Consider the following 18,754-nt stretch of genomic DNA (forward strand, 5'->3'; position numbering starts at 1 on the left):
TCCCCGCCCCGATCCCCACCGCCCCGTAGGGCCCGGCCGGGGCGCGCCGCGGGGTTTCCGGCGGCGCGCCCCGGCCCGCGGAGGACTACCCGACCTCCACCGGCTCCAGCTGCAGCGACCGCGCCGCCGTCGCGGCCCGCACCAGCGCCCGCATCACCCGCAGGTCCTCCCCCTGCTCCGGATGCCACTGCACCCCGAGCGTGAAGCCCGGCCCCTCCACCGCCTCCACCGTCCCGTCCGGCGCGTGCGCGCCCACCCGCAGCCCGGTCCCCAGCCGGTCCACCGCCTGGTGGTGGAAGGTCGGCACGGTCAGCTCCGGCTCCGGCAGCAGCCCGCCCAGCAGCGTCCCCGGCACCGGCCGCACCACATGCGTCCCGTACCGGCCGGGCGAGCCCGCGTGCACGTCCACGTCCACCACGTCCGGCAGGTGCTGGATCAGCGTGCCCCCGCACACCACGTTGAGCACCTGCATGCCCCGGCAGATCCCCAGCAGGGGCATCCCGGCCGCCAGCGCCGCCCGCAGCAGCGCCGACTCCCAGACGTCGCGCTCGACCGTGTCGACGTCGGTCAGCGGGTGCGGCGGCTGCCCGTAGTAGGCGGGGTCGATGTCCGGTCCGCCCGCGACGACCAGTGCGTCCAGCCGGGCGAGCACCTCCGGCGCGCGCTCGGGGGCGTCGGGCGGCAGCAGCACCGCGATCCCGCCCGAATTCTGTACATAGGCGGTGTACCGCTCGGGCACCAGGGCCACCCGGCGGTCGCGCCAGTCGCTCCAACTCGCGTCCACCAGATAGGTGCTGACGCCGACAATAGGCCTGCGATCCATGGCGCGCATTCTCCTCCCGTCCCGCCCGATCACCCGTCAACCTCGCACCTCGGCGCGCCACACCCGCCCGCCCTCTTCCGCGCTGTCAGCGCCAGGCCGTACGGTTCGCTGTGACCGCTCGGTCTCGCTGCGTGATCGAGGAGGAGGAGGGCGTCCGCCATGTCCGACCGCACCACCGCACCCGGGGCCGCCGGGCCCGGCACCCCCCGGCGGCGCGCCCCGCTCACCCTCGACGAACTGCGCGCGCTGGTCGACGCGGGCGAGGTGCACACCGTCGCCCTGGGCTTCACCGACATGCAGGGCCGGCTCCAGGGCAAGCGCTTCGCCGCCGGCTTCTTCCTCGACGAGGTGGCCGAGCACGGCGCCGACGCCTGCGAGTACCTGCTGGCCGTCGACGTCGAACTCAACACCGTGGACGGCTACGCGCTCTCCTCCTGGGAGACCGGCTACGGCGACTTCGCCATGCGCCCCGACCTGTCGACCCTCCGCCTGACCCCCTGGCAGCCCGGCACCGCCCAGGTCACCGCCGACCTGGCCGGCCACGGCGGCCACCCGGTGGCCGCCGCGCCCCGCCAGCTGCTGCGCCGCCAGATCGCCCGGCTCGCCGAGTACGGCCTGGCCGCGGACATCGGCACCGAGCTGGAGTTCCTGGTCTTCCGCGACACCTACGAACAGGCCTGGCAGGGCGGCTACCGCGGACTCACCCCGGCCAACCTCTACAACGTCGACTACTCGCTGCTGGGCACCGCCAGGGTCGAGCCGCTGCTCTCCCGGATCCGCACCGAGATGGCCGGCGCGGGCCTGGTGGTGGAGTCCGCCAAGGGCGAGTGCAACCTCGGCCAGCACGAGATCGCCTTCCGCTACGCCGACGCGCTCACCACCTGCGACCAGCACAGCGTCTACAAGACCGGGGCCAAGGAGATCGCCGCCCAACTCGGCTGCGCGCTCACCTTCATGGCCAAGTACGACCAGCGCGAGGGCAACAGCTGCCACATCCACCTGTCGCTGCGGGACGCGGTGGGCGCCCCGGCCTTTGCCGCCGCCGACGGCCGGATGACCGACACCATGCGGCACTTCCTGGCCGGGCAGCTGCTCGCGCTGCGCGAGTTCACCCTGCTGTACGCGCCGAACATCAACTCCTACAAGCGCTACCGCCCGGGCTCGTTCGCGCCGACCGCGGTCGCCTGGGGCCGGGACAACCGGACCTGCGCCTACCGGGTGGTGGGGCACGGCGCGGGCCTGCGGATGGAGAACCGGGTGCCCGGCGGGGACGTCAACCCCTACCTGGCGGTGGCCGGCATGATCGCCGCCGGCCTGCACGGCGTCCAGCAGAAGCTGGAGCTGCCCGCCCCCTGCCTGGGCAACGCCTACGCCGTCGAGGACTACGCCCGGGTGCCCGGCTCGCTGCGCGAGGCCGCCGACCTGTGGGGCGCGAGCGAACTGGCCCGTACGGCCTTCGGGGACGACGTGGTCGAGCACTACCTCCACATGGCCCGGGTCGAACAGGACGCCTACGACGGCGCGATCACCGACTGGGAGCGCTACCGGTCCTTCGAGCGGATGTGAGCACCATCGACACGACCACCGCCACCCTCACCGAGACGGCACCCCCGGCCTGCACCGTCCGCAACCCCGCCACCGGCGAGGTCCTCGCCACCCTGCCCGACACCACACCAGGGCAGCTCGACACCGCCGTGCGGCGCGCCGTCGCCGCCCAGCGCGGCTGGGCCGCCCTGCCGCCCGGCGAACGGGCCCGGCTGCTGCGGCGCTTCGCCGACCAGGTGGACGTGCACGTCCCCGAACTCGCCGCCCTGGAGGTCACCGAGGCCGGCCACACCATCGGCAGCGCCACCTGGGAGGCCGGCAACGTCCGCGACCTGCTGGAGTACGCGGCCGGGGGAGTGGAGCGGCTGACCGGGCGGCAGATCCCGGTGGCCGGCGGGCTGGACGTCACCTTCCGCGAACCGGTCGGCGTGGTCGGGGTGATCGCGCCGTGGAACTTCCCGATGCCGATCGCCGCCTGGGGCTTCGCACCCGCCCTCGCGGCGGGCAACGCCGTCCTGCTCAAGCCCGCCGAGGCGACCCCGCTCACCGCGCTGCGGCTGGCCGAACTCGCCCTCGCCGCCGGGCTGCCCGAGGGCCTGTTCCAGGTGGTGCCGGGCTCCGGGGCGGTGACCGGCCGGGCACTGGTGGACCACCCGAAGGTGCGGAAGATCGTCTTCACCGGCTCCACCCTGGTCGGCAAGGAGGTCGCCGCCCGCTGCGCGGCCCGGGCCAAACGGGTGACCCTCGAACTCGGCGGCAAGAGCCCCAACATCGTCTTCGCCGACGCCGACCTCGCGGGCGCCGCCGACCCGATGTCCTTCCTCGACAACAGCGGCCAGGACTGCTGCGCCCGCAGCCGGATCCTGGTCCAGCGGGAGGTCCTCGACGACTTCCTGGCCCTGCTGCTGCCGGCCGTCGAGGCGGTCCGCACCGGCGACCCGGCCGATCCGCGGACCACGCTCGGCCCGCTGATCTCGGCCGCGCAGGTGCGCCGGGTCGCCTCGTACGTGACGCCCGACCTGCCGGTGCTGGCCCGCGGCACGGTCCCGGACGGGCCCGGATTCTGGTACCCGCCGACGGTGCTGGCGCCGACCCGGCCGGACGTCCCGGCAGTCACCGAGGAGATCTTCGGCCCGGTCGCGGTGGTGCTCCCGTTCGAGGACGAGGCGGACGCGCTGCGGCTGGCCAACGCCACCCGGTACGGCCTGTCCGGCTCGATCTGGACCCGCGACCTGGGCCGGGCGCTGCGGCTGGCGCGCGGGGTGGCGGCCGGGAACCTGTCGGTCAACTCGCACTCCTCGGTGCGGTACTGGACGCCGTTCGGCGGCTTCGGGGAGTCCGGCGTCGGCCGCGAGCTGGGGCCGGAGGCGCTGGCGCACTTCACCGAGACCAAGAACGTCTACATCCGTACCGAAGCGTAGGAGCCGCCAGTGACCCGGAACGCCCCCCGGCCCCACCACCGCCACGAGTCGGGGGAGGCCGACGAGCCGCTCTGCCGCCGGCTGGTCGGGCGCACGGCCGTGATCACCGGCGCGGGCAGCGGGATCGGCCTGGCCTCGGCCCGCCGGCTCGCCGCCGAGGGCGCCCGGGTGGTCTGCGCCGACATCGACGAGACCGCCGGCAAGGCGGCCGCCGAGGCGGTCGGCGGCCTGTTCGTGCACACCGACGTGACCGATTCGGCGATGGTCGAGGCGCTGTTCGACGAGGCCTACGAGACCTTCGGCAGCGTGGACGTCGCCTTCAACAACGCCGGCATCTCGCCGCCGGAGGACGACTCGATCCTCGCCACCGGGCTGGATGCCTGGCGCCGGGTCCAGGAGGTCAATCTGACCTCGGTCTACCTGTGCTGCCGGGCCGTGCTGCCGTACATGCGCCGGCACGGGCGGGGTTCGATCATCAACACCGCGAGCTTCGTGGCCCGGATGGGCGCGGCGACCTCGCAGATCTCCTACACCGCGTCCAAGGGCGGGGTGCTGGCGATGTCGCGCGAGCTGGGCGTGCAGTTCGCCCGGGAGGGCATCCGGGTGAACGCGCTCTCCCCGGGGCCGGTGGACACCCCGCTGCTGCGCGAGCTGTTCGCCGCGGACCCGGAGCGGGCGGCCCGCCGGCTGGTGCACATCCCGCTCGGCCGCTTCGCCCGGCCGGAGGAGATCGCGGCCGCGGTCGCCTTCCTCGCCAGCGACGACTCCTCGTTCATGACGGCCGGCGAGTTCCTGGTGGACGGCGGGATCTCCGGTGCCTATGTGACGCCGCTGCACGGCCCCGGGGAGTGACCCGGGAGTGACTCGGGGGTGACCCGGGGTGTGAGCGGAAAGACACGTTCCGGGCCTCCGGAGGGGCGGCTCCCGCCTTCTCACCGTAATTTCATCGAAAAGGGCCGGAATTCGGGGTCCAGCTGATTTCGCGCTTATCCGGCTGCCTTTAGATTCTCTGTCGTGAGTGAGCAGATCCCCGCCGGGTGGTACCCGGACCCGAAGGACATCACCAGCGACCCGCGACCCCAACGCTGGTGGGACGGCAAGGGCTGGACGGCCAGCACCCGGCCCGCACCCTCGGACGCGCCGCCGCCGGAGGCCCCGGCGGCCGGCGCTCCGGGGCCGGAGGAGACCGCCGAGACCCGGGTGCTGGAGGGGGAGGTGCTGGAGGGCGGACCGTCGGTCCGCTACCCGGAGCCGCCGCCCTTCGGCACCGCCTACGGTTCGCCGCCGCCCCCACCGCCGAAGCGGCGCCGCAAGCCGTCCAGGATCGTGATCGCGGCCGCGGTGGCGGCCGTGCTGGGCCTGGGCGTCGGCTCGGGCATCACCTACCTGGCGATGGACGACCACGGCGACCGGCACCACAGCGCGCGCCCGGTGGTTCCGCCCGGCGGCAATGGCAATGGCAACGGCAATGGGAACGGCCCGTGGCGCGGTCTGCCGGACTTCGGCGACCCGGGCGGCAACGGCGGCAACAACGGCGGCAACGGCGGCCAGGGCAACGGTGGCCAGGGCAACGGCAATGGCAACGGCGGCCGGGGGAACGGCAACGGCAACGGCGGCCAGGGCAACGGCGGCCAGGGCAACGGGAACGGCAACGGTGGCCGGGGCAACGGCGCCAACAGCACCCAGGCCATCGACGCGGTGAACCGGCTGGTCCTGCCCGTCCCCGCGGGCTGGGAGGGCGGTACCACCCGCGACGGCTTCGCCGGCCTCAGCATCGGCCAGTACGACTGCGAGGGCGGCGGTACCTGCTCGCTGGGCGGTGCCAACACCGGCCGGATCGACGGCGGCGGCACCGACGTCCAGGCGGCGGCCAAGGCCGACATCGACAAGGCCGTCAAGGACTCCTACAACGAGGTCCTCTCGCACGAGGAGCTCAAGTCCGAGGCGGTCAAGGTGGACGGCCGGGACGGCTACCTGGTCCGCTGGAAGGTGGACGCCGCCAAGGGCAACGACGGCTATGTGCAGACGGTGGTCTTCCCGTCCGCCGACGGCAAGTCGCTGGTCTCGGTGCACTTCGGCTTCGACATCGCCGACAAGGCGCCGGACGTCGCGGTGATGGACACCATCCTCAAGGGCATCAACGACTACAGCGGCAAGCTGCCCGGGATCCAGGGCTTCCCCGGCGGCCAGGACGGCGGCGGTACCGGCACCTCGAACACCTGACCAGGGCAGCCGCCCCGGGGCCCCGACGCGGGCCCCGGGGCGCAGCCCGCAACGGTTCGGCTCACGCACGGCGGCGGCCCGCCCGGAACACTCCGGGCGGGCCGCCGCCGTACCGCAACGGGTGGATCGGCCGGGGCAGGCGCCGAACGGGGGATCGGGACGGCGCCGCCCCGGCTTCCGGCGGTCAGCCGTCGTGTCGAACAGCCTCGACCCGACGGCGCCGGAGCACCATGGCGGCCCAGCCGAGGCCGATCGCGGCGGCACCGGTGAGCAGCAGCGGCCCGGTGGCGGAACCGCCGCCGACCGCCGCGCTGTCGGCCGCGACGACCTTGCCGGCCGGTTCCTCGGCGTTGCCGCCGTGTCCGTGGTGGGCCACGGTGGACTTGGACTGGCCGGCGGCGATCTGCGCCTCGCTCGGCGCGGCCGGGGCCTGGGCGGTGAGCGCGGAGACCGCCTCGGTGAGCGAGGTGCCCTTGCCGAAGTCGACGTCCGAGCAGCTGTAGAACGCCTCGGGGCTGTCGGTGCGCTGCCACACCATGTAGAGCAGCTGGCGGCCGGTGCGCTGCGGCAGGGTGCCGCTGTAGTTGTAGTAGCCGTTGTCGGAGGTGCGGAGGGTCGGCACCTGGGCGACCGGCACCGCGTCGAGGTCGGACCACTTGAGCGGCTGGGTGGGGCTCCAGCTCTGCTTGGTGATGTAGATGGTCTGGTTGCCCTGGTGCGGGGCGGTGACCCGGAACTTGAAGTCGATCTTTCCGGCGGTGACCGCGGTGGCCGGCCAGTCGGCGCGCGGCAGGTCCAGGGCCTTGTACTTGTCGCGGCCGGCGGAGCAGAGCTTGCCGTCCGGGATCAGCGCCTGGTGGTTGCCGGCGGCGTTGGCGAGGTTGACCTCGTTCCAGTCGTACAGCGGCTGGGTGCCGCTCAGCGCGACGAGGTCCTTGCAGATCTGCGACTTGGGGGTCTCCGGACCCTCGGCGTAGCAGGCCGCGACCCGGCTGACCGGGTTGGTCACGGTGCCGTGGGCGCCGGCCGTGCCGATGCCGGCGGCGGAGACGGAGAGGAAGGCGGCGCCGATGACGCCGACGGACAGGGCGGTGCGCTTCATGGACATGGGGTGGGGACTCCTTGACCGTGTACCGGGTCGAGGTTGTGGGGGAGTGCCGGGCACGTCTGCCCGAGGGGCCGGCCGACCCGGCGCGCCGGTCCCTGGGCTGAGCGTATGATTGGACTAGACCAGCTGGCAATAGTGCGCTGTGGGCCACTTTTTGACGGAATGTAGCCTGTCGAGCAGCACAAAGGCCCGACGGGACGCCACAGTTAGGCATCCCATCGGGCCTTCTTAAGGTCCGGCCAAGGTTCGGCCGGGCTCTCGCGCCGGGGTTCAGTCCCTCGGGGGCGGGGACTGGTAGTTGTTGTAGGTGGTGATCCGCCCAGCCTGAATGACGGACTCGGTGATCGTCCCGTGGTTGACCGTCTGGTTGTACACGCTGCCACCGGACTGCTGACGTGGCGTGAACTCCCGCAGCAGTGCCTCCAGCTCCGCCGCCGCCCGCGGATCCTGCCGCAGCAGCCGGCGGAGCCGGTTGCGCAGCTCGGCGGCCTGGTCGCCGACCAGCTCGGCGTCGCCGTCCGCCCGGACCACCTCGACCCGGATCTCCTCCAGCTCGGCCGACACCTCCTCGGCGTCCCGGCCCCGCCCGAAGAGCGCGGCCAGGCGCGAACGGGCCTGCGTCCACGCCTCGGTGGCCATCAGCCCGACCACCGTCGTGGCCCCCGTCGTCACCAGCTGCGCGATCTCGGCCTCCACGGCCTCCCCCTCCGTCGGTGCGATCCCGTCCACGGTAGTGGAACCGGCGGCCGGAAGAGGCGGAACGTCGCGAGCCGCAGGCTCAGAGGAAGGTTTGCCCCTCGCCCCGGTAGGTGGGCACGGTGCGCACCACCCGGTCGCCCTCCACCAGGTGCAACTCCGGGAAGCGCTCGCAGAGTTCCCCCGCCTTGGCGTGCCGGAACCAGACCCGGTCGCCGATCAGCAGATCGTCCGCGGCCGCGCCGAGCAGCGGCGTCTGCACCTCGCCGGCCCCCTCCATCGGGTCGTAGCGCAGCCCGGCCGGCAGGTACGGCACGGGGGAGCGGTCCGGACCGGCCGCGCCGGACGCCGGGTAGCCGCCGCCCAGCACCGTCACCACCCCGAGCCCGGGCCGGCGGACCACCGGCTGGCCGAACAGCGCGGCCGGCCGGCCCCGGAACGACCGGTAGTTGTCGAACAGCCGCGGCTGGTACAGCCCGGAGCCGGCCGCCACCTCGGTCACCGCGCGCTCGGCCACCGTCGACTCGACGCTGCCGGTGCCGCCGCCGTTGACGAACTCCAGCTCGGCCACCCGGCGCACCAGCCGGACCGTCGCCGCGCGCCGCTCGGCCAGCTCGGTCCGGGCCCGGGCCTGCATCAGCCGGATCAGCCCGGAGCGCACCGGCCGCCCGGGCACCGCGTCGCCCACGCCGGCGACGTGTCCCTCGTAGGCCATCAGCCCGACCACCCGGAAGCCCCGGCGGCGCTGCACCAGCTCGGCGAAGGCGGCCACGTCCTCGGGGGTGCGCAGCGGCGAGCGGCGGGCGCCGACCCGGACCCGGCCGCCGAGCAGGTGCAGCGCGGTGTCCAGCTCCAGGCAGACCCGCACCTCGGCGGAGCCGGCCCGGGCCGCGTCGACCAGGTCCAGCTGGGCCGGGTCGTCCATGACCACGGTGACGGCGGCGGCCGGCTCCGGGTCGGCGGTCAGCTCGGCGAAGCCGGCGCGGTCGCTGGAGGGGTAGGCCAGCAGGATGTCGCGCAGGCCGGTGCGGGCCAGCCAGAGCGACTCGGCGAGGGTGAAGCTCATCACCCCGGCGAAGCCCTCCATGGCCAGTACCCGCTCCAGCAGGGCGCGGCAGCGCACCGACTTGCTGGCCACCCGGACCGGCTTGCCCCCGGCCCGGCGCACCAGATCGGCGGCGTTGGCGTCGAAGGCCGCGAGGTCGACGACGGCCACCGGGCCGTCCAGATGGGCGGTGGCCCGGTCGTACCGGGCCCGGTCGGCGGCCGGGGAGGGGACCGGCGGGGCGGCGGTCGGGCGGGCGGACGCGGTGCGGGCAGCGGCTTCGGGCGTGGCCATGGGCGCAGAGTGCCACACCCGCCCTACCCGCGGGTAGGGGTCGGACGGGGGACCTTCGGTCGGGGCGCCGGACGGGGATCCCGGACGGGACCTTCGGTCCGCGCGGGGCGGCCGTACGGTGGCATAGGGTCGGGCGGGTGGACCGCAACGACTTCCCGAACCCGGCCTTCGTCGGCAAGAGCATCCCCGACCCCGGCTTCTCCGGCGACGACGGCACCGCGGACCCGGCGCTGACCGCCGCGCTCGCCCGCTGGTCGCAGGACCCCGCCGTCGAGCCGCAGGTGCTGGCGGCGCTGACGCCGACCCGGCTGATGGTGCCGATCGTGGCGATCCTCGGCGAGGTCGAGGTGGACGAGCACGGGCACAAGCACGACAAGAGCAGTGACATGGCCGTCCCGCTGGTCGAGGCGGCCGACGGCCGGCGCGCCCTGCCGGCCTTCACCTCGCTGGAGTCGCTGGCCCGCTGGCGGGCCGACGCCCGCCCGGCGCCGGTGGCCGCGCCCCAGGCCGCCATGGTCGCCTTCTCCGAGCGCGCGGACACCCTGCTGCTGGACCCGGCCGGGCCGGTGCCGTTCCTGCTGTCCGGGGCGCGGCTGCGCGCCCTGGCGGAGAACCGGCCGTACCTGGCGCCGGCCGCCGACCCCGAGGTGCGGGAGGCGGTGCGGGCGCTGCTGGCCGCCGAGCCGCAGGTGGTCGCCGGGGTACTGGCGGCGGCCGAGGACTCGGACGGCGTGCTCGCAGTGGTCCTGGACCCGGCGCTGGACCGGACCGGGATGCAGGAGGCCGCGCAGCGGGTGGGCCGGGCGGTGGCCACCGACCCGGTGCTGCGGGTGCGGCTGGACCTGGGGCTGGACCTGGCGGTCCTCCCGGCGGGTACGGGGCTGCCCGGCGAACCGCTCTACCGGCGCTGACGACGGACGGCGGGGACCGTCGTCACGTGACGATGGTCCCCGCCGCCGTAGGTGCGTCTCAGGAGTAGACCGGCCCGGTGAACTTCTCGCCCGGGCCCGAGCCCGGGGCGTCCGGGACGAGCGAGGCCTCGCGGAAGGCCAGCTGCAGCGAGCGCAGGCCGTCCCGCAGCGGCGCCGCGTGGAAGTTGCTGATCTCCGGGGCGCCGGCGGTGACCAGTCCGGCCAGCGCGGTGATGAGCTTGCGGGCCTCGTCGAGGTCCTTGTCCTTGTCGCCGCCCTCGGCGAGACCGCACTTGACGGCCGCGGCGCTCATCAGGTGCACCGCGACGGTGGTGATCACCTCGACGGCCGGGACCTCGGCGATGTCCCGGGTGAGGTCGTCGAAGCCGATCGCCTCGTCGTCCGCGGCGGGGTTCTGGATGGGCTCGCTGCTCAAGGGGGGCTCGTTCCGTCGTGCCGGTGTCCGTACAGAGGGAGCGTACAAGCCGGGCCGGGCGGGGGCGGAATGGCGTTCGATCCCCCGGCGCTGTATGCTTCGAGACTGACCGGCCAGGAATCCCCAGGGACTCCCGGCCAGCAAGAGGAGGCTCCACCCAGGAGGCCCGAGAGGGCAACCGCGAAAGTCTCCCACCCGAGCGGCCTCGCGGTCGACGGGTCCGGTCCGCGACGGGCGCCCAGCGCCGACAGTCGCCGCAGCACCCCTCACCGGGTGCCGCCCCCGGTTGTGTGGAGCCCCGCTTGTACCGAGCGGGGCTTTTTTCGTGTCGCGGTGTGGGCGTAGGGATCCACAGCGCAGCACGAATGAAGCCCCGCCCAGTGGTCGAGTCCACTACGTGCGACCGCCGTCCGACGGCCGCATCGCAGAAGGTGCAACCGAGGAGGCCCCATCAGCACCGAGCCCCGCATCAACGACCGGATTCGCGTCCCCGAGGTGCGACTCGTCGGTCCCAGCGGCGAGCAGGTCGGCATTGTGCCGCTTGCCAAGGCGCTGGAGCTCGCGCAGGAGTACGACCTCGACCTGGTCGAGGTCGCGGCGACCGCCCGGCCGCCGGTGTGCAAGCTCATGGACTACGGCAAGTTCAAGTACGAGTCGGCCATGAAGGCCCGTGAGGCGCGCAAGAACCAGGCGCACACGGTCATCAAGGAGATGAAGCTCCGGCCGAAGATCGACCCGCACGACTATGACACCAAGAAGGGTCACGTCGTTCGGTTCCTCAAGCAGGGCGACAAGGTCAAGATCACGATCATGTTCCGTGGTCGTGAGCAGTCCCGCCCCGAGCTGGGCTTCCGTCTGCTCCAGCGACTCGCCGACGACGTCCAGGACCTGGGCTTCATCGAGTCCTCGCCGAAGCAGGACGGCCGGAACATGATCATGGTTCTCGGCCCGCACAAGAAGAAGACCGAGGCGATGGCCGAGGCCCGCGCGATCGCCGACGCCCGCAAGGCCGAGCGCCAGGGCCGGAACACCGGTCCGGACGCCGCCGCGGACGACGACGCCGCGCTCGAGGCCGAGAACGCCGCCGCCGAGGCCGAGGCCGAGGCTGAGGCCGACGAGATCGACGACGCCGACGACGAGGCCGCCGAGGCCGTTGTCGAGGCCGGGACCGAGGCCGCCGCCGAGGTCGAGCAGCCGGCCGAGGCCTCCCAGGGCGCCTGACCTTCCCCGGTCAGAGCGGCCCGGGAGACCGGCCACCAGGGTGACGGGGCGTCCTGCCCGGTCACCGCAGATCCATCCTTCACGCCCGCGCGGCGCACACCGCGCGGGCGTGGACGGACCGACGAGGAGATACGGCGACATGCCGAAGCAGAAGACGCACAGTGGCGCCAGCAAGCGCTTCAAGATCAGTGGCTCTGGCAAGGTGCTGCGCGAGCGCGCCGGCCGCCGCCACCTCCTGGAGCACAAGCCCTCGACGCTGACCCGCAAGCTGGCCGGGACGGTCGAGCTGGCCCCCGCCGACGCCAAGAAGATCAAGAAGCTTCTCGGCAAGTGATCGCCCTCCCGCCCGGCGCCAGCCGTGTGCGGGGCAGCTGATCCTTCCCGACCCATTCGAATGACGGACCACGTGAAGTAGTCCGTGGTCCAACCCAAGGAGTAATCAAGTGGCACGCGTCAAGCGGGCAGTGAACGCCCACAAGAAGCGCCGGGTCATCCTGGAGCGCGCCAGCGGCTACCGCGGCCAGCGCTCGCGCCTGTACCGCAAGGCCAAGGAGCAGGTCACCCACTCGCTGGTCTACAACTTCAACGACCGCAAGAAGCGCAAGGGCGACTTCCGTCAGCTGTGGATCCAGCGCATCAACGCTGCGGCCCGTGCCAACGGCATCACCTACAACCGCTTCGTGCAGGGCCTGAAGGCCGCCAGCGTCGAGATCGACCGCAAGATGCTGGCCGACCTGGCCGTCAACGACCCGGGTGCGTTCGCCGCGCTCGTCGAGGTCGCCCAGAAGGCGCTGCCGGCCGACGTCAACGCCCCGAAGGCCGCCGCCGACGCCGCCTGATCCTCGGATCAGTTGTGTTGAGCTGACCGGACCCGCAGGCTCGATCCTGCGGGTCCGGTTTTGCGTTACCGCACAGACGCCAGTACAGAGACGAGACCATGCCGAGCACCGACACGCCCCTGCTCACCTCCCTGCGCTCGCCGCGCGTCATCGCCGCCCGGAGGCTCGCCAAGCGCAGCCAGCGCGGCAAGGAGCGCCGCTTCCTCGCCGAGGGCCCGCAGGCCGTGCGCGAGGCCGTCGCGTACGGGCGGCTGCCGGGCTCGGGCGAGCACGCCGTGGTCGAGGTGTACGCCACGGTCGAGGCCGCCGAACGGCACGCCGGGATCGTCGAGTCCGCGCTGGCCGAGGGGCTGCCGGTGCTCACCGCCACCGACGAGGTGATCGCCGGGATCTGCGACACCGTGACCCCGCAGGGCATCGTCGCCCTCTGCCGCTTCATCGACACCCCGTTCGCCGATGTGCTGGCCGCCCGGCCGAAGCTGGTCGCCGTGCTCGCCCACGTCCGCGACCCCGGGAACGCCGGCACCGTACTGCGCACCGCCGACGCGGCCGGGGCCGACGCCGTGGTGCTCACCGACGCCTCCGTGGACCTCTACAACCCGAAGGCCGTCCGGGCCTCGGTCGGCAGCCTGTTCCACCTCCCGGTCGCCGTCGGCGTGCCGGTCGAGGAGGCGATCGGCCGGCTGCGCGAGGCCGGCGTGCGGGTACTGGCCGCCGACGGCGCGGGGGAGCGCGACCTCGACCGGGAGCTCGACGAGGGCACCCTGGGCGCGCCCGGCGCATGGGTGTTCGGCAACGAGGCCTGGGGGCTCCCGGAGGAGACCCGCGCGCTCACCGACGAGGTCGTGCGCGTCCCGATCCACGGGCATGCCGAGAGCCTCAACCTGGCCACCGCCGCCGCGGTCTGCCTGTACGCCTCGGCCCGCGCCCAGCGCTCGCCCGGCGGGTGCCGCGCGGCCGCCCGGTAGCGCCCGTCCGGGCGCAGGCGGCCCCCAGGCCCGGCCGGGCACCGCATCCCGCCGGGCCGCCCAGGGGCCGCTCGCCCGGTGACAGCCCGGGAACGGGGCCGTCCGGGTGCGCCGGGAACTCGACGCGGGCCCTATTACCCGAGGCTGGGAGACGCTAGGGTCTGCCTCGGTGGGGGGAAAGACACGGTGGGTAATCGGGGAGGACACCCATGGTCGGCAGCGGGCCAGAGCTCGACCCGGACGACCTGCCGGACGGCCTGGTGGTCGCCGACGCGTTGGGCCGGGTGGTCTGCTTCAACCGCGCCGCCGCCCGGCTGACCGGCGTCCACCCGGGGGCCGCCCTCGGCAGCGGACTGGAGGACGTCCTCCCGCTGGAGGACCTCGACGGCCGCCGCTGGTGGCAGCTGACCGACCCGTACGGCGGCCTCGCCGTCCGCACCAGCCAGCCGGAGCGCAATCTGCTGCTGCCCGGCGGCCGCGAGGTGCTGGTCTCCGCCCGCTACGTGCGGGCCCGCCCCAAGGGGCCGGTGGAGAAGCTGGTGATCGCCCTGCGCGGCACCGAGGCCCGCCGCCGCACCGAGCGCAGCCACGCCGAACTGATCGCCACCGTCGCGCACGAGCTGCGCTCGCCGCTCACCAGCGTCAAGGGCTTCACGGCGACCCTGCTCGCCAAGTGGGAGCGGTTCACCGACGGGCAGAAGCGGCTGATGCTGGAGACCGTGGACGCCGACGCGGACCGGGTCACCCGGCTGATCGCCGAGCTGCTGGACATCTCCCGGATCGACGCGGGCCGGCTGGAGCTGCGCAAGCAGGTGGTGGACCTGGCCGCCGCCGTCCGCCGCCACGTCGAGCGCAAGGTCGCCACCGGCATCCCCGAGGACCGCTTCGACATCCGGATCGGCGAGCCGCTGACGGTGCTGTGGGCGGACCCGGACAAGGTCGACCAGGTGCTCGCCAACCTGCTGGAAAATGCGGTGCGCCACGGCGAGGGGACTGTCACCATCGAGGTGGCACCGGCCAAGGAGGTCGTCGAGGCCCCCGTCTGGGAGCGCCCCGGCACTCCGCCCCGCATCGTGGAAGGCACAGCGGTCACCGTGAGCGACGAAGGAAGCGGTATCCCCGAAGAGGCGGTTCCACGCGTCTTCACCCGCTTCTGGCGCGGCTCCAGGCGCGGCGGCACCGGCCTCGGCCTCTACATCGTCAAGGGCATCGTCGAGGCCCACGGCGGCTCGATCCGGGTGGACCGCGCGCCCGGCGGCGGCGCCCGGTTCCGATTCGTCCTGCCCGCCGGGATCCCCGACTTCATGCTCTGAACGAGCACCGGCGCCCTGCCCCGCAGGGCGCGGTCGGTCCACGGGCGGGCTTGACGGCGGTCGCGCTACGCGCTGCGACTACACTCGACCTTTGGCGTTGTGGAACGCCCTGCGCGGCCGTGCCGCGGACATCCCACCTCCCCCGTTCGGAGACCGGCTGCCCGTGCCCCGGCCACGCCGGGCGTGACGCGGTGGCCCCCTCCTGCCCGTCGGCGGGCCCGGAGGGCGCACGAGCCCCCTTACCTGAGCACGGACGAGCAGGAGCACGGGAAGATAGAGATGTCGGCACCCAACAAGTCGTACGACCCGGTCGAGGTCGAGGCCCTCAAGCCCGAGGTGGTGGAGGCGGCCCGGGACGAGGCGCTCGCCGCGTTCGCCGCCGCCACCAGCCTCGACGAGCTGAAGCAGGCCAAGGTCGCCCACACCGGCGACCGCTCCGCGCTCTCCCTCGCCAACCGCGAGATCGGCGCCCTGCCCCCGCACGCCAAGGCCGCCGCCGGCAAGCTGATCGGCCAGGCCCGGGGCGCCGTCAACCAGGCCCTCGCCAAGCGGCAGGGCGAACTGGAGGCCGAGCGCGACGCTCGGGTGCTGGTCGAGGAGGCGGTGGACGTCACCCTGCCCTACGACCGCACCCCGCGCGGCGCCCGCCACCCGCTGACCACGCTGGCCGAGCGCATCGAGGACACCTTCGTCGCGATGGGCTACCAGGTCGCCGAGGGCCCCGAGGTCGAGGCCGAGTGGCTGAACTTCGACGCCCTCAACCTGGGCCCGGACCACCCGGCCCGCTCGATGCAGGACACCTTCTTCGTCCGGGCCCCGGACGGCTCCGCCGACTCCGGCGTGGTGCTGCGCACCCAGACCTCCCCGGTCCAGGCCCGCACCCTGCTCGACCGCGAGCCCCCCGTCTACGTGGTCTGCCCCGGCCGGGTCTACCGCACCGACGAGCTGGACGCCACCCACACCCCGGTCTTCCGGCAGGTCGAGGGCCTGGCCGTGGACGAGGGCATCACCTTCGCCGACCTCAAGGGCACCATCGAGCAGCTGGTCTCGACCCTGATCGGCGACGGCCTGGAACTGCGCTGGCGGCCCTCGTACTTCCCGTTCACCGAGCCGAGCGCCGAGATCGACCTGCAGTGCTTCGTGTGCCGCGGCGAGTCGGTCGGCAACCCGGACCGGCCCTGCCGCACCTGCGGCTCCGAGGGCTGGATCGAGCTCGGCGGCTGCGGCGTCGTCAACCCGCGGGTGCTGGTCGCCTGCGGCGTCGACCCCGACCGCTACAGCGGGTTCGCGTTCGGCCTGGGCCTGGAGCGAATCCTGATGAACCGTCACAACGTCGCCGACATGCGCGACATGGTCGAGGGTGACGTGCGCTTCACCCTCCCGTTCGGGATGGAGATCTGATGCGCGTCCCGCTTTCCTGGCTGCGCGAGTACGTCGACCTGCCGGCCGGCGAGACCGGCCGCGACGTGGCCGAGCGCCTGGTCCGGGCCGGCCTGGAGGTCGAGACCGTCGAGCAGCTCGGCGGCGACCTCAAGGGCCCGCTGGTGGTCGGCGAGGTGCTCTCCATCGAGGAGCTGACCGGCTTCAAGAAGCCGATCCGGCACTGCTGGGTCAACGTCGGCGAGGCCAACGGCACCGGCGACCCGCAGGAGATCGTCTGCGGCGCGACCAACTTCGCCGTCGGCGACAAGGTCGTGGTCGTCCTCCCGGGCGCCGTGCTGCCCGGCCCGTTCCCGATCGCCGCCCGCCAGACCTACGGCCACACCTCGGCCGGCATGATCTGCTCCGCCCGCGAGCTGGGCATGGGCGACGACCACGACGGCATCATCGTGCTGCCGCCCGAGTACGAGCCCGGCACCGACGCGATCGAGCTGCTCCAGCTGGTCGACGAGGTGCTCGACATCGCCGTCACCCCGGACCGCGGCTACTGCCTGTCCATGCGCGGCGTCGCCCGCGAGGCCGCCGCCGCGTACGGGCTGCCGCTGGCCGACCCGGCGCTGCTCGACGTGCCGCCGGCGAACTCCTTCGGCTACCTGGTGAAGGTCAACGACCCGGCCGGCTGCGACCGCTTCGTGGCCCGCACCGTGGTCGGCATCGACCCGGCCGCCAAGTCCCCGATCTGGCTCCAGCGCCGGCTGCAGAAGGCGGGCATCCGCCCGATCTCGCTCGCCGTCGACATCACCAACTACGTGATGCTGGAGGTCGGCCAGCCGCTGCACGCCTACGACAAGCAGCGCGTGGACGGCCCGATCACGGTCCGCCGGGCCGAGCCGGGCGAGAGCCTGACCACCCTCGACGGCGTCAAGCGCACGCTGTCCGCCGAGGACCTGCTGATCTGCGACAACACCGGCCCGATCGGCCTGGCCGGCGTCATGGGCGGCGCCTCCACCGAGATCCTCGACCCGGCCGCGGGCCCGGGCACCACCGAGGTGATCATCGAGGCGGCGCACTTCGACCCGGTCGCCATCGCCCGCGGCGCCAAGCGGCACAAGCTGCCCTCCGAGGCGTCCAAGCGCTTCGAGCGCGGCGTCGACCCGGAGGCCGCCCGCGCCGCCGCGCAGCGCGCCGTCGATCTGCTGGTGCTGATCGCCGGCGGCACCGCCGAGGCCGGTGTCACCGACATCGCCGCCCCGCACCCGGTGCGCACCATCACCATCGCCGCCGACCTGCCCGACCGGGTCGCCGGCACCGGGTACGGCCGCGAGACCGTCACCCGGCGGCTCCAGGAGATCGGCTGCTCGGTCTCCGGCGCCGACGTCCTGGAGGTCACCCCGCCGACCTGGCGCCCCGACCTCACCGACCCGTACGACCTCGCGGAGGAGGTCATCCGCCTGGAGGGGTACGACAACGTCCCCGCCCGGATGCCCACCGTCCCGCCGGGCAAGGGCCTGACCGAGGCCCAGCGGACGCACCGCCGGGTGGGCGTGGCGCTGGCCGGCGCCGGCTTCGTCGAGGTCAACAACTACCCGTTCGTCGGCGAGGCGTCCTTCGACGCGCTCGGCCTGGAGCAGGACGACCGCCGCCGCCGGACGGTGACGCTGGTCAACCCGCTCAACGACGAGGAGCCGGGGCTGCGCACCACGCTGCTGCCGGGCCTGCTCGGGGCGCTGCGCCGCAACGTCGGCCGCGGCAACACCGATCTGGCGGTCTTCGAGACGGGGACGGTGTTCCTGCCGAAGGACGAGCTGTCGGTCGCCCCGCGCCCGGCCGTCGACCGCCGTCCCAGCGCCGAGGAGCTGGCCGCGCTGGACGCCGCGCTGCCGCACCAGCCGCGCCGGGTCGCGGTGGCGCTGGCCGGTGAGCGGCTGCCGTCCGGCTGGTGGGGCAAGGGCTCCGCGGCCGGCTGGGCCGACGCGATCGAGGCCGCCCGCACGGTGGCCCGGGCCGCCGGCGTCGAGCTGGACGTGCGCCGGGGCCAGCTGCTGCCCTGGCACCCGGGCCGCTGCGCCGAGCTGGTCGTGGCGGGCACCGACCGGGTGGTCGGCCACGCCGGTGAGCTGCACCCGCGCGCCGTCAAGGCGCTGGGTCTGCCCGAGCGCACCGCGGCGATGGAGCTCGACCTGGACCTGCTGACCGCCGACGGCGCCGTGCGGGTCGACGGCCCGCCGGTCTCCGGCTTCCCGGTGGCCACCCAGGACGTCGCGCTGATCGTCGACGCGGCCGTGCCGGCCGCCGAGGTCGAGGCCGCGCTGCGGGCCGGGGCCGGCGAGCTGCTGGAGGCGATCCGGCTGTTCGACGTCTTCACCGGCGAGCAGGTCGGCGAGGGCCGCAAGTCGCTGGCGTACGCGCTGCGGTTCCGTGCCGCGGACCGGACGCTGACCGCCGACGAGGCGAGCGCCGCCCGCGAGGCGGCCGTCGCCGAGGCCGTCGCCCGCACCGGCGCGGTGCTGCGCGGCGCCTGACGACCCGTC

General features: G+C 73.9%; 17 protein-coding genes. 12 read left to right on the forward strand and 5 right to left on the reverse strand.

What is annotated here, in order from left to right:
- Positions 1 to 85: 85 nt before the first annotated feature.
- Positions 86 to 823, reverse strand: coding sequence for a gamma-glutamyl-gamma-aminobutyrate hydrolase family protein (locus ADK60_RS16025; protein WP_053646700.1), 738 nt, complete (start codon positions 821 to 823; stop codon positions 86 to 88).
- A gap of 159 nt (positions 824 to 982) precedes the next feature.
- Here ADK60_RS16025 and ADK60_RS16030 point away from each other — a divergent pair, with 159 nt between their 5' ends.
- The 4 genes from ADK60_RS16030 to ADK60_RS16045 all read left to right on the forward strand — a co-directional run bounded on the left by ADK60_RS16030 (position 983) and on the right by ADK60_RS16045 (position 6,012).
- Positions 983 to 2,389 (forward strand): glutamine synthetase family protein, encoded by a 1,407-nt coding sequence (locus ADK60_RS16030; protein ID WP_045941058.1) that lies wholly within the window; start codon positions 983 to 985, stop codon positions 2,387 to 2,389.
- Positions 2,386 to 3,789, forward strand: a complete 1,404-nt coding sequence (locus tag ADK60_RS16035; RefSeq protein WP_234371108.1) for an aldehyde dehydrogenase family protein — start codon at positions 2,386 to 2,388, stop codon at positions 3,787 to 3,789. Before ADK60_RS16030 ends, ADK60_RS16035 begins: the two co-directional genes overlap by 4 nt.
- A gap of 9 nt (positions 3,790 to 3,798) precedes the next feature.
- The gene (locus tag ADK60_RS16040; protein WP_053646702.1) at positions 3,799 to 4,641 is read left to right on the forward strand and encodes a 3-oxoacyl-ACP reductase; all 843 of its coding nucleotides are present in this window, start codon (positions 3,799 to 3,801) and stop codon (positions 4,639 to 4,641) included.
- A 162-nt stretch (positions 4,642 to 4,803) separates the two neighbouring features.
- Positions 4,804 to 6,012: a DUF2510 domain-containing protein gene (locus tag ADK60_RS16045; protein WP_053646704.1), complete on the forward strand. Its 1,209-nt coding sequence runs from the start codon at positions 4,804 to 4,806 to the stop codon at positions 6,010 to 6,012.
- 184 nt (positions 6,013 to 6,196) lie between these two features.
- Here ADK60_RS16045 and ADK60_RS16050 read toward each other — a convergent pair whose 3' ends face one another.
- The 3 genes from ADK60_RS16050 to ADK60_RS16060 all read right to left on the reverse strand — a co-directional run bounded on the left by ADK60_RS16050 (position 6,197) and on the right by ADK60_RS16060 (position 9,155).
- Positions 6,197 to 7,120, reverse strand: a complete 924-nt coding sequence (locus tag ADK60_RS16050) for a lytic polysaccharide monooxygenase auxiliary activity family 9 protein (protein WP_053646705.1) — start codon at positions 7,118 to 7,120, stop codon at positions 6,197 to 6,199.
- 270 nt (positions 7,121 to 7,390) lie between these two features.
- A complete protein-coding gene (locus ADK60_RS16055) occupies positions 7,391 to 7,816 on the reverse strand; it encodes a hypothetical protein (RefSeq protein ID WP_053646768.1) in 426 nt (141 codons plus the stop codon).
- Positions 7,817 to 7,898: 82 nt separating this feature from the next.
- Positions 7,899 to 9,155, reverse strand: a complete 1,257-nt coding sequence (locus tag ADK60_RS16060; RefSeq protein ID WP_079008413.1) for an amino acid deaminase/aldolase — start codon at positions 9,153 to 9,155, stop codon at positions 7,899 to 7,901.
- Positions 9,156 to 9,292: 137 nt separating this feature from the next.
- Between ADK60_RS16060 and ADK60_RS16065 the strand changes: the two genes are divergently transcribed.
- On the forward strand, positions 9,293 to 10,066 hold the full coding sequence (locus ADK60_RS16065; RefSeq protein ID WP_053646707.1) for an SseB family protein: 774 nt from the start codon (positions 9,293 to 9,295) through the stop codon (positions 10,064 to 10,066).
- Between the two features lie 58 nt (positions 10,067 to 10,124).
- On the opposite strand, the gene ADK60_RS16070 is transcribed toward ADK60_RS16065, so the two are convergent.
- Complete coding sequence (locus ADK60_RS16070) at positions 10,125 to 10,502, reverse strand: DUF1844 domain-containing protein (RefSeq protein WP_045941065.1); 378 nt, start codon at positions 10,500 to 10,502, stop codon at positions 10,125 to 10,127.
- Between the two features lie 450 nt (positions 10,503 to 10,952).
- On the opposite strand from ADK60_RS16070, the gene infC reads away from it, so the two are divergent.
- From infC to pheT, 7 genes are all read left to right on the forward strand, one after another.
- A complete protein-coding gene (gene infC, locus ADK60_RS16075; RefSeq protein WP_078896663.1) occupies positions 10,953 to 11,723 on the forward strand; it encodes a translation initiation factor IF-3 in 771 nt (256 codons plus the stop codon).
- 139 nt (positions 11,724 to 11,862) lie between these two features.
- Entirely contained in the window at positions 11,863 to 12,057 is a 195-nt protein-coding gene (gene rpmI / locus ADK60_RS16080) for a 50S ribosomal protein L35 (protein ID WP_030055648.1), read from the forward strand.
- A gap of 109 nt (positions 12,058 to 12,166) precedes the next feature.
- Positions 12,167 to 12,562, forward strand: a complete 396-nt coding sequence (gene rplT / locus ADK60_RS16085; protein WP_030395970.1) for a 50S ribosomal protein L20 — start codon at positions 12,167 to 12,169, stop codon at positions 12,560 to 12,562.
- A gap of 98 nt (positions 12,563 to 12,660) precedes the next feature.
- A complete protein-coding gene (locus ADK60_RS16090) occupies positions 12,661 to 13,530 on the forward strand; it encodes a TrmH family RNA methyltransferase (RefSeq protein WP_053646711.1) in 870 nt (289 codons plus the stop codon).
- A 209-nt stretch (positions 13,531 to 13,739) separates the two neighbouring features.
- Positions 13,740 to 14,843 (forward strand): sensor histidine kinase, encoded by a 1,104-nt coding sequence (locus ADK60_RS16095; RefSeq protein ID WP_045941068.1) that lies wholly within the window; start codon positions 13,740 to 13,742, stop codon positions 14,841 to 14,843.
- 279 nt (positions 14,844 to 15,122) lie between these two features.
- Positions 15,123 to 16,244: a phenylalanine--tRNA ligase subunit alpha gene (pheS, locus tag ADK60_RS16100; protein WP_043471896.1), complete on the forward strand. Its 1,122-nt coding sequence runs from the start codon at positions 15,123 to 15,125 to the stop codon at positions 16,242 to 16,244.
- Positions 16,244 to 18,745 carry a phenylalanine--tRNA ligase subunit beta gene (pheT, locus tag ADK60_RS16105; RefSeq protein WP_053646713.1) on the forward strand — a complete coding sequence of 834 codons (2,502 nt, stop codon included), beginning with the start codon at positions 16,244 to 16,246 and terminating at the stop codon, positions 18,743 to 18,745. Before pheS ends, pheT begins: the two co-directional genes overlap by 1 nt.
- Positions 18,746 to 18,754: the final 9 nt, after the last annotated feature.

The sequence above is a fragment of the Streptomyces sp. XY431 genome, from assembly GCF_001279805.1.
GTDB lineage: Bacteria > Actinomycetota > Actinomycetes > Streptomycetales > Streptomycetaceae > Kitasatospora > Kitasatospora purpeofusca.

What these genes read in the sequence shown, in the direction of transcription:
- ADK60_RS16025 (WP_053646700.1), bottom strand. Translation starts at nt 823, where the DNA reads ATGGATCGCAGGCCTATTGTCGGCGTCAGCACCTATCTGGTGGACGCG.
- ADK60_RS16030 (WP_045941058.1), top strand. Translation starts at nt 983, where the DNA reads ATGTCCGACCGCACCACCGCACCCGGGGCCGCCGGGCCCGGCACCCCC.
- ADK60_RS16050 (WP_053646705.1), bottom strand. Translation starts at nt 7,120, where the DNA reads ATGTCCATGAAGCGCACCGCCCTGTCCGTCGGCGTCATCGGCGCCGCC.
- ADK60_RS16060 (WP_079008413.1), bottom strand. Translation starts at nt 9,155, where the DNA reads ATGGCCACGCCCGAAGCCGCTGCCCGCACCGCGTCCGCCCGCCCGACC.
- rpmI (WP_030055648.1), top strand. Translation starts at nt 11,863, where the DNA reads ATGCCGAAGCAGAAGACGCACAGTGGCGCCAGCAAGCGCTTCAAGATC.
- ADK60_RS16090 (WP_053646711.1), top strand. Translation starts at nt 12,661, where the DNA reads ATGCCGAGCACCGACACGCCCCTGCTCACCTCCCTGCGCTCGCCGCGC.
- ADK60_RS16095 (WP_045941068.1), top strand. Translation starts at nt 13,740, where the DNA reads ATGGTCGGCAGCGGGCCAGAGCTCGACCCGGACGACCTGCCGGACGGC.
- pheS (WP_043471896.1), top strand. Translation starts at nt 15,123, where the DNA reads ATGTCGGCACCCAACAAGTCGTACGACCCGGTCGAGGTCGAGGCCCTC.
- pheT (WP_053646713.1), top strand. Translation starts at nt 16,244, where the DNA reads ATGCGCGTCCCGCTTTCCTGGCTGCGCGAGTACGTCGACCTGCCGGCC.